Raw genomic sequence first — 11,968 nt, forward strand, 5'->3', positions numbered from 1 at the left:
CCCCTCTGGGGGAGAGATAGAGAGAGGGATGGCCTCCGCGTCACCCTTCGGGGCGCCTTGATCTTGACTAAAAATCGACGCTTCAGGAAAAGCCTAAGAAGGATAAAAAGATGATCGGAACACCTTTAAAGAAATCTGCAACAAAAATCATGATGCTCGGTTCCGGGGAGCTGGGCAAGGAAGTGGTCATCGAGGCCCAGCGACTGGGGGTTGAAATAATAGCCGTCGACCGCTATGCCAATGCGCCGGCCATGCAGGTGGCCCATCGCAGCCACGTGATCAACATGCTAGACCGGGACGAGCTGGCCAGGGTTATCCGTTTGGAGCGCCCGGACTTTATTGTTCCCGAGATCGAGGCGATCAATACCCCTTATCTGCTGGAGCTGGAAAAGGAAGGTTTTACCGTCATTCCCACAGCCCGGGCCACCAATCTGACCATGAACCGGGAAGGGATCAGGCGGCTTGCAGCGAGGAGCTGCGACTGCGACTGCCCAGTATCTGTTTGCCACTTCGCTGGAGGAATTCTCTGCCTGTGTGGAAAAAATCGGCCTGCCATGCGTGGTAAAGCCGATCATGAGCTCCTCTGGAAAGGGGCAAAGCGTCGTCCGGGATGCGGCCGATCTGGAAAGAGCTTGGACCTATGCCATGGAAGGGGCACGCGGTGCCTCGGACAAGGTGATCATAGAGGAGTTCATTCCATTCGACTACGAAATTACTCTGTTGACAGTCCGCTACAATGACGGTACCCGCTTTTGCCCTCCCATCGGCCATGTGCAGATCAAGGGGGATTACCATGAGTCGTGGCAGCCCATGTCCATGACCCCCCCAGTGCTGGCAGAGGCGGAGCGGCAGGCAAAGGCGGTGACCGATGCCTTGGGAGGCTTCGGCATCTTCGGTGTCGAGCTCTTCATCAAGGGGGATCGTGTCTGGTTCAGCGAGGTTTCGCCCCGTCCCCACGATACCGGTATGGTGACCATGGTCTCACAGAACATGTCCGAGTTCGAGCTGCATGTGCGGGCCATTCTCGGCCTGCCGGTGCCGGAGATAATCAATCTTGCGCCGGCGGCTTCCCATGTCATACTCGCCGAGGAGTCTGCAACAGAGCTCAGCTTTGAAGGACTGATGGAGGCTCTGTCGGTACCCGATACGAAAATACGCCTCTTTGGTAAGCCGGATGCCGTCCGGGGCGCCGCATGGGAGTGGCTCTGTCCCTTGGAGAAGATACCGATCAGGCGCGCAACCATGCAGAAGAGGCCGCCCATGCGGTAAAGATCGTCAAAAACTAGGGTGAAAAAACGGCGCTGGAGGAGGAATCCTATGGTATTTGCTGCCAAAGTTTCAGAGGTGCCCCTGTGGGGGAAGAAGGTGGTGACTGTCGAAGGGCGGGAAATCCTGCTGGTCAATGCCAAAGGGAACTTCTATGCCTGCGAGACGGAATGTCCGCACCAGGGGGCGCCATTGTCAGGTGCGCTGATCAAGGATGCGGAGCATCTTACCTGCCAGCGCCACGGCTACCGCTTCAATCTCAAGACCGGCGCCTGCAATGAATTTCCCGAATACACCCTGCTGGTCTATCCGACAAAGATAGATGGGGATAGTATCATGGTGGAGTTGGATTGACCTGATTGAAAAAAAGTCCTTGACTTACGGGGCTTTTTTAGATATTTTTTGTTGCTCTTTGTAAAATCGCGATAAAGGTGGTGAAATACATGTACGCAGTAGTGAGAACCGGAGGGAAACAATATAAAGTTTCCGAAGGCGACTTTCTGAAAGTCGAAAAACTTGAGGGTGCAGTAGGTGATACTGTTAATCTCTCTGAAGTCCTGATGGTTGGCGGCGATAAGGTTGCAATCGGAACACCTTTAGTGCCCAGCGCCTCTGTGGTCGGCAAAATAGTCGAGCAGGGCAAAGATAAGAAGATTCTCGTCTTCAAATCCAAGCGCCGGAAAGATTCCAGGAAACTTAACGGGCACCGTCAACTCAGAACCATTCTGAAGATCGAAAAGATCAACGCCTAGGAAATAGATAAAGCGGTCACCACAGCTTGGAAACGGGTGGAGCCGCCAGGAGGAGTAGAAAATGGCACATAAGAAAGGCGTCGGCAGTTCCAGGAACGGCCGCGATTCAGACGGCCAAAGGCTTGGCTGTAAAAAATTCGGCGGCGAGCATGTCAAAGCCGGCAACATCATCTATCGTCAGCATGGCACCAAGATCCACCCTGGCAACAACGTGGGTCTGGGCAAGGACTACACCCTCTTCGCCCTTATCGAAGGGGTGGTGAAGTTCGAGCGTATGGGACGGGACCGGAAAAAGGTTTCTGTTTACCCCGCCAGCTGAGCAAAAGCTGATATAAATCTGCAAAAGCCTGGAACCGTCGGTTCCGGGCTTTTGTTGTTTGTCTGAGGAAAATATGAGTTTCATTGATGAAGTAAAAATACATGTGAAATCAGGGGATGGTGGGCCTGGTTGTGTCTCATTCCGCCATGAAAAGTTCATCGAGTTCGGTGGGCCTGACGGTGGTGATGGTGGCAAGGGGGGCAATGTGGTAGTGGAAGCCTCGCCAAACCTCTCCACCCTGCTTGATCTTCGCCAGCACCCGCACCAGAAGGCCGGCAGTGGCAAAAATGGCATGGGCAAGGATCGACATGGCGCCTATGGCAAAGATCTGAGGCTGCTGCTGCCAGTGGTACAGTCATTAAAGATGCGGAGACTGACGAAGTGCTTGCCGATCTCACGGAGCCAGGGCAGCAGCTGGTACTGCTAAAAGGTGGACGAGGCGGACAGGGCAACGCCCGCTTTGCCACTGCTACCCATAAAGCCCCCAGATTTGCCCAACCGGGTGAGCCAGGAGAGGAGCGCTGGCTAAGGCTGGAACTGAAGCTGATGGCTGACGTGGGACTTCTTGGCATGCCCAGTGTCGGCAAATCTTCCCTGATCACCAAGGTCTCGGCAGCGCGCCCAAAGATTGCCGAATACCATTTCACCACACTTAAGCCCAATCTGGGAGTGGTGGCCTATAAAAACTATAAATCGTTCGTCATGGCCGACATTCCTGGTCTTATTGAAGGCGCCCACGAGGGGGCTGGTCTTGGTCACCGTTTTCTCAAGCACCTGGAACGGACCGGCCACCTGCTCCATATCCTGGATATCTCCTGGATGCCGGATCGCGACCCGCTCCGTGAGTATGAGGCAATCAACAAGGAATTGGCCCTTTTCAATGCCGAACTGGCGGAGAAGAAACAGACCATTGTCATCAACAAAATCGATCTGCCGGTGGTAAGGGAAAACCTGGCGAAGGTGCTGCCATATTTCCAGGAGCGGGGCTTGAAGGTTTTTCCCATTTCGGCCGCCACCGGTGAAGGAATCCCGGCGTTGCTGGACGAGATTGCCCGCCAGTTGTGGGGAGCAGCTGAGGAAGAGTGGTAAGAGGCTTGCTGCAAAATGGTTTTGGGCAGCATCGATAGTTGATGTATTATAAGAGATTGAACTGAAAATTCAGCGGCATTCCATGATAAAGGAGAAACAGCCATGTTCTATCCCACGTTCCGTGCCCGTCGCATCAGAAGCAAAGAAGTCTTCCGCAATATGGTCCGCGAGACCTCTCTTTCCACCAATGACCTGATCTACCAATGTTTTCGGCCTTCGGCAAGGGATAAGGAAGGAAATTTCCTCCATGCCGGGCATTTATCAGCAATCCATCGAGAACATCGTCGAGGAGGCCCAGGAGGCCTATGAGTTGGGGGTGCCTGCAGTGATACTCTTCGGCATTCCGGAAACCAAGGATGCCGTGGGGAGTGATGCCTATGCAGAGCATGGCATCATCCAGGAGACGATCCGCGCCCTGAAAAAAGCGGTGCCTAAACTGGCGGTGATCACCGACGTCTGCATGTGCGAGTACACCGACCACGGCCACTGCGGCATCATCAAGGATGGTGATGTGGACAATGACGAGACCCTGGAACTGCTGGCCCAGGAAGCACTTTCCCATGCCCAGGCCGGCGCCGACATGGTTGCCCCCTCCGACATGATGGATGGGCGGGTGATGGCGATACGCGAGGCACTGGACAACAACGGGTACAAACATATTCCGGTTATGAGCTATGCCGTTAAATACGCCTCGGGCTATTACGGACCGTTCCGCGAGGCGGCCGAATCAACCCCCCAGTTCGGCGACCGCCGCTCCTACCAGATGGACCCTGCCAATCGTCTTGAGGCTGTGCGTGAGGCCCAGATGGATGTGGAGGAGGGCGCCGACATCATCATGGTCAAGCCCGGCCTTCCCTACCTGGATGTAGTCCGGGAGATGCGCAACCAGTTCAACCTGCCGGTTGCGGTGTACAATGTGTCCGGCGAATACAGCATGATCAAGGCAGCAGGCAAGATGGGCTGGATCGATGAGGACCGGGTAACAATGGAAACCATGCTCTCCTTCAAACGCGCTGGTGCGGACCTGATCCTCACCTATCACGCCAAAGAGGTGGCAAAGCTGTTGCACAAGGGGTATGAGATTGCCCGCGCCTCCCGCTGCGGCTGCCCTTAACGGACCAGGCAAAAGTCAATCTGCCGCGTTACGCTCGCCCTTAGTCACTGCGACTAGCTCTGCTACGCCTCATTCCTGCGGGTTCGCAAGCTTTGCATATGGAGCCTTTCTCGAATCCACCAAGCTAACTAACCAAAAGAAAAGCCTGCGATCTTTTTATTCGCAGGCTTTTCTTGCACCTTCCCTATGCCCTGATCATCACCAGCAGCATCTTGAAATTTTTTATCCCCTTCAGCGCATGGGGCTGGTTGGCCGGCATGATGATCATCTGCCCGGCAGTCACATGGTGCGGTTCGCCGGCGATGGTGATCTCCGCCTCACCATCCAGGATCTGGACGAATGCGTCATATGGGGCGGTATGTTCGCTCAACCCCTGCCCTTCGTCGAAGGCGAAGATGGTAATCGTCCCCACTGGCTTGTCGATCAGGGTGCGGCTTACCACCGTCCCCTCCTGGTAGGCAACCAGCCCATTCATTGCCAGCGCTTTTCCGGCCAACGTTTCTTTTTTTTCGCTCATCTCAATTCTCCTCTCCACCGATGACTGATCCTTTGTTGACTACAAGATTAGCCCCTGAGCGACGAATTCAATTGATGCAGGTCAAGATATGTTATATTTGCATCATGAACCACCGTCTGCCATTTCGTTATGTGGAACCCACATTTTTTGCCGGCCTTCTGGACGACCCTCTGCTTTTGGTCAATGTCCGTCCATTGGGGCGGGCTCTCCTCTTCGACTGCGGCCAACTCCACCATTTGGCAAAGCGCGTGCTGAGATCCATCAACGCCATTTTTATCAGCCATGCCCACATGGACCATTTCATGGGCATGGATACCTTTATCCGCCACAACCATGTCTCCCCCAGAATTTTCGACATCTTCGGCCCCCCGGGCATCGCCGGCAGGATGGAGTGCAAGCTGCAGAGCTATGACTGGAATCTGTACGAACATTACTGGTGCACCTTTCGCGTCCATGAGGTCAGCTCTGAACATCTGCAGACATCGGTCTTTGCCGGCGCAGACGGCTTCAGGCGCCAGCAGCCTGAGAGCCGTGCCCTTTGTAACCGCACCATCTATGAAAATGCGTGGCTTAAGGTGGAGGCACTTTTGTGTGACCATAAGATTCCGTCGCTGATGTTCCGCATTACTGAGCGGGAGTCCTTCGCCATCGACGATGGGCGTCTGGCAGAGAGCAGACTGGTAAAGGGAGATTGGCTCAGGCAGTTGAAGAAATGCTTTCATGGCGCAATTCTTGATGATGGGCGGGTTACGGTAACCAAATTGAAGGAAGGAGATGTCGTGTCTGAAGAAGTTTCAGACCTCAAAAGCCTTTATGAGTCCATCCGTCGTAAACAGATTGCCGCTTCCATAGGCTATGTGACCGATGTGGGGTTTACGGACGAGAATCTGGAAAAGATGGAGCGGTTCCTGAAAGGGGTGACACTTCTCGTCTGCGAATGTTCCTTTGTTGCCGAGGATATGGATAAGGCCAGAGCCTCACACCACCTCTGCACTACCGATATTAATCACCTTATGGACCGCTTAAAGCCGCAGTTCATTCTCCCCATGCACTTGTCAAAGTCCTATCTGGAGCGGAGTCGGCTTGTATACCGGCAATTGGAGGCACCTCCAGGGGTGACCGTACTGAAAGTCGTGGATCGAGTGACGCCTCGCCCGCTGATAACCGGGGAGATTCCTCGCCCGGAACGGCTCCCTTGCAACAGCCGAGGGTGAAATAGAAACAAGCCCCTTCACCGGGAGAGCTTTCCGCCCATATTCTCCCGCCGTGCCGCTGGATGATGCGCTGGACGGTGGCAAGACCAATACCGTTTCCCGGAAACTCATGTTCGCTATGCAGCCTCTGGAACGGGGCGAATAATTTATCGGCATGGGCCATGTTAAACCCGGCCCCGTTGTCGCGGATAAGGAAAACTGCACTGCCATTTTCGACCCGGCTGGAAAACTCGATGCGTGTGGCCGGCTCTTTCGAAGTATATTTCCAGGCGTTACCGAAGAGATTTTCCATTACAGATCTTAATAAACTCGGGTCACCCTTGACCACCATTCCCTTATCAATGATGAAAGAAACATTTCGTTCGGGGCAGGTGATGTGCAGTTCGGCTGTGACCACTATGGCAAGCTCGCTGAGGTCAACATCTTCATGCCGGAGCTCCCTTCGGCTGATCCTGGAAAAACCCAACATCGCATCGATGATCTGTTCCATTCGCCGTCCGCCATTCGCTATCACCTCAACGTATTGCCGCCCTTGATCGTCAAGAAGTTCACTGCAGTCCTCCAGCAGCAGCTGGCTGTATCCATAGATAGTGCGTAGCGGGGACCTCAAATCATGGGAGACGGAGTAACTGAAAGACTCCAGCTCACGGCAGGCTTCGGCCAGACGCTCTGTCCGCTCCGCCACCCGCTGTTCAAGTTCCGCATTCAATCTTAAAATCTCTTCTTCGGCTTCCTTTCGTGCAGATATGTCACGCACTGCTCTATAGCCCCTACAATGGCTCCACTGCCATCTTTGAGAGGCGAAGCGGTGATCTCCACATGCTTCTTGAATCCATTCTGCTCAACTGTCCTGACAGCACTGTGAACCTGCAGGTCTTGAATAGCCATTGCTACCGGGCAACTGCTGCAGACCTGGGACTGCCCCTCGTACACACGGTAGCAGTACTCGCCGATGTGATCGCCATAAAGCTTTTTGTGAATGTGGTTCTGGTAGGCAATCCTGTGATCGGTGTCCTGGATGCTCAAACCGTCTCCCAGACACGACAAGATTGCTTCAAGTTTGTTCCGTTCATCCAGAAGCTCCTCCGCAACCATCTTCTGCTCGGTGACATCAGCGACCATGGCGTAAAGGATCTTTTCACCCGAGTCAGGTTGGAGGTGCCACTGCAGCCAGCGTTCGGGACCGTGGGACGGCGTGTACTTCTTTTCGAAGCATATGGGGGAAACTTCTCCATCTTCGGGTATGAATGACAGGTTGCCGTCGCGCCGGGTCTCAAAACCGAAGTCGGTCAGCCGTCTTCCCTTGAGCTCGTCGGGAGGAATGCCCAGAACATGGCTGGATGCAGGGCTGGCGAGCATGAAGGTGCCATCGAAACTTATCAGTCCAAGCATGCCCGGGCTTAGGTTGAAGACATTTTTTACCACCTGCTTCGCCGCTCCCATGCGTCTGCTGAGATCGCCCCAATAGGTCCCCAGAAAAAGGGGTATGGACCAGATGTGCAGATTATGCCTGATCGGGGCATAGATATCCACATGACGTTCATCGCTGATGATATTGAAAATCATCAGGAACTCGTCGAAAAACAGGAATGCAAACCCGCACAGCAGGGCTTTAGAGACGTTTTTTCCCTGTGCTGCAGCAGATATGAAAGCGCCAAGGACGAGCAGCATAAGAAGGGCTGCTGCAGAGCGGAAGCCATATCCCCCCAGAATCTGCCAAATGAGATGCCGGGTGATGGGCCAGGAAATCCGGCCAATGGGCAGCCGTCAGCCAGTAAAGCACTATGGTTGTGAACAGGCTGCCTGCGAGAAAGGGGCGAGAGAAATTAGGACAGTGCAGCTGGTAGTTGAGAAACGCATAGCCGATAAGGAGCCCGGAAATCATGGTGGCGGCATGTTCCAGGGGGGGGTAATAATTATACATGAAGTCGAACGGCACCATTTGCCGCCAGGCACCATACTCGGCCGCAAACATCAGCAGCTCACGGGCCATACCCATGGTCGAAGCTATTCCAACCCATAAGTCTTTGCTTTCCCTGGTCCTGAGCCATTCCCTGAATGCTACACCCGCAAGGACCGACCAAAAAAAGGTCGGCAGGAGGAAACGCACTGTAACGTTGCCCGGTTCGCCACCCTTGCCTCCTCCGAATTGGGCCAGGATTTCCAGCAGTTCATTCATAGCAGGTATTCTCCATCAAAACAAAGGCAGGCCAAACTGAATGGTTTGCAGGTTCGTCTGGCCCAGCGGTCTAGGAGTCTGTCTGACTTAGGGAATCGTAGCGAGAGGATAGCAGGTCGAGGACAGATTTACGGAAATTTGAAGACGAATAGTGGACCTATTGGTCGAAAATTTCCGGGAATATGGACCGTTCTGCTATTCTTGCAGCAGATTCATTCCTAAGTCCGACAGACTCCTAGCCGAGAGTGAAATAAAAGATTGCTCCCTCGTTAACTTCTCCCTCGCCCCAGACATGTCCACCATGGCGTTCCACGATCTGCTTCACCGCGGCAAGACCGATTCCTGTTCCCTCAAAACCGTCCTCTTCATGAAGACGTTGGAAGGCCTCAAATAGCTTCCCGGCCAGGCCGTGTCAAAACCGATGCCGTTATCGCTGATAAAGTAAGTTCTGATTTGATTGAGCTCCTTGCTGCCGAAACGGATAATCGCCTCCTGGCGGTTTATGGTGTACTTCCAGGCATTATCCATCAGGTTCAGGATGGCTTTCCTCAACAATCGTGAATCGCCCCAGGCATTTATGTCGTCCTCAATGAAGAAGCGTGCACTGCGTGCCGGGTCCTGCTCCTGAAGGTTTCGGGCGATGGCACGGGCCACATTGCTGAGGTCGATCTGTTCACGCCTCATCTCGATGCGTGACACCATGGAAAGGTCAAGAAGGTTCTCGATCAGGGTACCCATTCGTTCGCTGCATGAGCAGAGGCGGGTCAGGTACTTCTGCCCCTCCTCGTCCAGTGTCGGGCTGTATTGTTCCAGCAGCAGGTGGCTGTAACCGCTTAAACGCCGCAAAGGCGCGCGAAGGTCATGTGAAACGGAGTGACAGAACGATTCCATTGCACGATTGGCCTGTTCCAGCATGCAGGCACGTTTTTCCAGGTCATCGTTCAGATGCCGGATTTTTGACTCAAAATCCTTTCTATCGTTGACATAGCGGTTGATGGCATAAAAACCGGAAGCAAGGAGCAGCAGGTAGAGGAGCGTCCCGGCAATGATGGTGATCATCGTTAAGCTGTTTTGTGTGTTTGCCTTGGAGATCCTTTTTTGCAGCAAATCCGATTCAGCTTTTCTCATCTGGCCGGTAAGCCTGCGGATACTATCCATGCTTTCTTTACCGCTTCCCAGAAGGATCATTTGTTGCGCCGTGGCAAACCCAGTCGCTTTGCGCAGCATAATTGTCTTGTTCAGTTCGTTGAACTTGACGGCGATGAGAGGCTTCAGCTGATTGAAGTTGTCCAGCTGAGACGGCCTGTTTCCGACCAGACTCTCCAGCAGTGCAAGGCTAGTGGCGATCGAAGCCTGGGCCGACCTGTACGGTTCCAGGTAGTTTTCATCCCCTGTTATTATGTAGCCGCGCTGTCCTGTTTCGGCGTCCTTCATCACTGAAAGGATCGTTTCCAGTTCTTTCTGCACCTCATAGGAACGTATGACGTCTTTGTTTGCATCAAAGAGCCTGAAAGCGTTACGGTACGATGTCAGGCTGATTATGAGCAGAATCATGACAATGGCGGAAAAGAAGAGAGCCATTTTATTGTGAATAGTCCAATCCATGGGTGCCCTCAAGGCGCTGCTTCACTGCAGCTCTGCAATGGAACTGCCAACTGGTCGCTTATGATGAAAAAAACCGCTCTAATAAGCTTTTCAGCTGAAAAAAGAGCGGTTTTACCGAGTGTTCCGATAGATGGAAGAGCACATTCGTACTCCAGGAAGATTTAAAAGCAATTTAATTTTATTAAAATAAACTCGTGTAATGGCAGGTGTCAATACAAAAATACCGGGGAGGGAAGTGCACAACAAGGCTCCCCGCAACTGCTGCCTCGGAAAGATGTCCTTCTCTTGATGCCGTATGGGAGATGTTGTTGCGGGAAACGGGGTTTTTTGCTAAAAAGTGAGGATGAAAAACGACGAGCCGAAAAACTCACGATTAGTCTACTCTTCCGAGCATGGCCGTATCTGTCCCGTTTGCGGCCGTCCAGGCGCCGCCTGCAGTTGCAAAAAAAAGCCTGAAAGAGCCAGTGGGGACGGCATTGTCAGGGTGCAGCGCGAAAGCAAGGGGCGTGGGGGCAAAACGGTAACGGTTATCACCGGACTGCCGGGTGATGACAACGCGCTAAAAGCCATTGCCGGTGAATTAAAACGCCGCTGCGGCACCGGCGGTACCCTCAAGGACGGCAACATAGAAATTCAGGGGGACCACCGCGACCTGCTGGTGGCTGAACTGGAAAAGAAGGGATTCAAGGTCAAGCGGGCGGGGGCTGATTCGTTCATTCAACGTGAAAGGTTTCTTCACCCAGGCTGACCCGGTCTCCCGGTCTCAGCTTCCGGCCCCGCCTCAGCTCAACCTCGCCGTTTACCTCAACCTCCCCTTCACCGATAATAATCTTTGCTTCGCCCCCTGAACAGACCGCGTTGACTGCCTTCAAAAAACTGTCAAGCTTGATGTATTCCGTCTCTATTTTCATTTCTTATCTCCATTTTGGTATCTGTCGTGGGTTGAATTTATCACCTTTTTCTGTTAAAGGTGAAAGAATTATTTTTCAAGGAGATAGCCATGTTCACCACTTCAGATTTCAAAAAGGGGCTTGTCATCCAGCTGGATGGAGCCCCCTGTATATTGGTCGATGTCACCTTTCAATCCCCTTCTGCCGCGGCGCCAACACCATGGTCAAAACCAAATACCGCAACCTGATCACCGCCCAGGTGCTGGAAAAGACCTTTCGCTCCGGCGATAAGGTGGACGAGGCAGATTTCGAGCGGCACAAGGGGCAGTTTCTCTATGCCGACGGCGACAGGGGGATCTTCATGGACCTGGAGACCTATGAGCAGTTCGAGCTGGAGGCGGATGCTTTCGAAGCTATCGCTCATTTCCTGCTGGAGGGAACAGAAGTGCAGCTGGGGCTTTTCGAGGGGAGAATGGTCAACGTGGACCTGCCCATGACCGTAGAGCTCACTGTTACGGATACGGCGCCGGTGCTGAAGAACGCCACCGCCACCGCCCAGACCAAGGAAGCCGTCCTGGAGACCGGCTTCAGAATCCAGGTGCCACCCTATCTCAACAGCGGCGAAAAGATCAAAGTCGACACAAGGGATGGCAGATTCATTTCCAGGGCTTAGGTTCTTACAGGGAAAAAATCATTGACAAAGAGAGGAATTGCCGCTATAAAGTGGGTTCATTTTGCCCAGGTAGCTCAGTCGGTAGAGCAGAGGACTGAAAATCCTCGTGTCGGCGGTTCGATTCCGTCCCTGGGCACCATACATGATTAATAAACAGGCACTTACGATACCGACCGTAAGTGCCTGTTTTGTTTCTGGTGCAATTATTTATTTAAGAATAGTCGGGGCAGTATGGCTGGTGTCAGGTATGGCCACAACAGGCACTGGTCTGAATGATGAAGCTTTTCGTCTTAGCGGGGAGTCATCTATTGGCACTATCAGGTACAGTGTACAACCTTAAAAAAAACAAG

11 protein-coding genes, 1 tRNA gene and 5 pseudogenes are annotated in these 11,968 nt (G+C 53.2%); 10 read left to right on the forward strand and 7 right to left on the reverse strand.

All coding sequences use genetic code 11. The annotated features are described in order from the left end of the window. The first annotated feature begins 110 nt into the window (after nt 1-110). From purT to hemB, 6 genes and pseudogenes are all read left to right on the forward strand, one after another. Nucleotides 111-1,286 (forward strand): annotated as a pseudogene (gene purT, locus JCM15764_RS20260) (formate-dependent phosphoribosylglycinamide formyltransferase). Nucleotides 1,287-1,317: 31 nt separating this feature from the next. Then, nucleotides 1,318-1,620 (forward strand): Rieske (2Fe-2S) protein, encoded by a 303-nt coding sequence (locus JCM15764_RS20265; protein WP_054698721.1) that lies wholly within the window; start codon nt 1,318-1,320, stop codon nt 1,618-1,620. An 89-nt stretch (nt 1,621-1,709) separates the two neighbouring features. Then, entirely contained in the window at nt 1,710-2,018 is a 309-nt protein-coding gene (gene rplU, locus JCM15764_RS20270) for a 50S ribosomal protein L21 (RefSeq protein WP_012646333.1), read from the forward strand. Nucleotides 2,019-2,079: 61 nt separating this feature from the next. After that, complete coding sequence (gene rpmA / locus JCM15764_RS20275) at nt 2,080-2,337, forward strand: 50S ribosomal protein L27 (protein WP_054698723.1); 258 nt, start codon at nt 2,080-2,082, stop codon at nt 2,335-2,337. Nucleotides 2,338-2,410: 73 nt separating this feature from the next. Then, nucleotides 2,411-3,426, forward strand: a pseudogene (gene obgE, locus JCM15764_RS20280) (GTPase ObgE). A gap of 102 nt (nt 3,427-3,528) precedes the next feature. Next, nucleotides 3,529-4,540: pseudogene (gene hemB, locus JCM15764_RS20285) on the forward strand (porphobilinogen synthase). Nucleotides 4,541-4,724: 184 nt separating this feature from the next. Here the strand turns inward: hemB and JCM15764_RS20290 are convergent. Further along, nucleotides 4,725-5,057 (reverse strand): cupin domain-containing protein, encoded by a 333-nt coding sequence (locus JCM15764_RS20290; protein ID WP_054698725.1) that lies wholly within the window; start codon nt 5,055-5,057, stop codon nt 4,725-4,727. A gap of 74 nt (nt 5,058-5,131) precedes the next feature. On the opposite strand from JCM15764_RS20290, the gene JCM15764_RS20295 reads away from it, so the two are divergent. Further along, a complete protein-coding gene (locus tag JCM15764_RS20295) occupies nt 5,132-6,271 on the forward strand; it encodes a ribonuclease Z (protein ID WP_243689514.1) in 1,140 nt (379 codons plus the stop codon). A gap of 52 nt (nt 6,272-6,323) precedes the next feature. Here the strand turns inward: JCM15764_RS20295 and JCM15764_RS25500 are convergent. From JCM15764_RS25500 to JCM15764_RS20315, 5 genes and pseudogenes are all read right to left on the reverse strand, one after another. Beyond that, nucleotides 6,324-7,028, reverse strand: a pseudogene (locus tag JCM15764_RS25500) (sensor histidine kinase); the annotation flags it as partial. Next, entirely contained in the window at nt 6,983-7,942 is a 960-nt protein-coding gene (locus JCM15764_RS20305; protein WP_054698729.1) for a PAS domain-containing protein, read from the reverse strand. The pseudogene JCM15764_RS25500 and the gene JCM15764_RS20305, both read right to left, overlap by 46 nt. Further along, entirely contained in the window at nt 7,884-8,450 is a 567-nt protein-coding gene (locus JCM15764_RS20310) for a hypothetical protein (RefSeq protein WP_054698731.1), read from the reverse strand. The genes JCM15764_RS20305 and JCM15764_RS20310 overlap by 59 nt, the downstream gene beginning before the upstream one ends. Nucleotides 8,451-8,685: 235 nt before the next feature. Beyond that, nucleotides 8,686-8,790 carry a hypothetical protein gene (locus JCM15764_RS29000; RefSeq protein WP_369412396.1) on the reverse strand — a complete coding sequence of 35 codons (105 nt, stop codon included), beginning with the start codon at nt 8,788-8,790 and terminating at the stop codon, nt 8,686-8,688. Beyond that, nucleotides 8,772-10,055: a sensor histidine kinase gene (locus JCM15764_RS20315; protein ID WP_054698733.1), complete on the reverse strand. Its 1,284-nt coding sequence runs from the start codon at nt 10,053-10,055 to the stop codon at nt 8,772-8,774. The genes JCM15764_RS29000 and JCM15764_RS20315 overlap by 19 nt, the downstream gene beginning before the upstream one ends. Nucleotides 10,056-10,398: 343 nt before the next feature. On the opposite strand from JCM15764_RS20315, the gene JCM15764_RS20320 reads away from it, so the two are divergent. After that, the gene (locus tag JCM15764_RS20320) at nt 10,399-10,803 is read left to right on the forward strand and encodes a translation initiation factor Sui1 (RefSeq protein WP_054698735.1); all 405 of its coding nucleotides are present in this window, start codon (nt 10,399-10,401) and stop codon (nt 10,801-10,803) included. Here JCM15764_RS20320 and JCM15764_RS20325 read toward each other — a convergent pair. Then, a complete protein-coding gene (locus tag JCM15764_RS20325) occupies nt 10,769-10,966 on the reverse strand; it encodes an RNA-binding S4 domain-containing protein (RefSeq protein ID WP_054698737.1) in 198 nt (65 codons plus the stop codon). The two genes, JCM15764_RS20320 and JCM15764_RS20325, sit on opposite strands and share 35 nt — an antisense overlap. An 89-nt stretch (nt 10,967-11,055) precedes the next feature. Between JCM15764_RS20325 and JCM15764_RS20330 the strand changes: the two are divergent. Beyond that, a pseudogene (locus tag JCM15764_RS20330) lies at nt 11,056-11,618 on the forward strand (elongation factor P). Between the two features lie 63 nt (nt 11,619-11,681). Beyond that, nucleotides 11,682-11,757 (forward strand) — tRNA-Phe (locus JCM15764_RS20335). The last annotated feature ends 211 nt before the right edge of the window (nt 11,758-11,968 follow it).

The organism is Geotalea toluenoxydans JCM 15764, from assembly GCF_001311985.1.
GTDB classification, from domain to species: Bacteria; Desulfobacterota; Desulfuromonadia; order Geobacterales; family Geobacteraceae; genus Geotalea; species Geotalea toluenoxydans.

Coding starts and splice junctions, on each gene's coding strand:
- JCM15764_RS20295 (WP_243689514.1), top strand. CDS start 5,132: ATGCAGGTCAAGATATGTTATATTTGCATCATGAACCACCGTCTGCCA.
- JCM15764_RS20310 (WP_054698731.1), bottom strand. CDS start 8,450: ATGAATGAACTGCTGGAAATCCTGGCCCAATTCGGAGGAGGCAAGGGT.
- rplU (WP_012646333.1), top strand. CDS start 1,710: ATGTACGCAGTAGTGAGAACCGGAGGGAAACAATATAAAGTTTCCGAA.
- JCM15764_RS20305 (WP_054698729.1), bottom strand. CDS start 7,942: ATGCTGCTCGTCCTTGGCGCTTTCATATCTGCTGCAGCACAGGGAAAA.
- JCM15764_RS20325 (WP_054698737.1), bottom strand. CDS start 10,966: ATGAAAATAGAGACGGAATACATCAAGCTTGACAGTTTTTTGAAGGCA.
- JCM15764_RS20265 (WP_054698721.1), top strand. CDS start 1,318: ATGGTATTTGCTGCCAAAGTTTCAGAGGTGCCCCTGTGGGGGAAGAAG.
- JCM15764_RS20315 (WP_054698733.1), bottom strand. CDS start 10,055: ATGGATTGGACTATTCACAATAAAATGGCTCTCTTCTTTTCCGCCATT.
- JCM15764_RS20290 (WP_054698725.1), bottom strand. CDS start 5,057: ATGAGCGAAAAAAAAGAAACGTTGGCCGGAAAAGCGCTGGCAATGAAT.
- rpmA (WP_054698723.1), top strand. CDS start 2,080: ATGGCACATAAGAAAGGCGTCGGCAGTTCCAGGAACGGCCGCGATTCA.
- JCM15764_RS20320 (WP_054698735.1), top strand. CDS start 10,399: ATGAAAAACGACGAGCCGAAAAACTCACGATTAGTCTACTCTTCCGAG.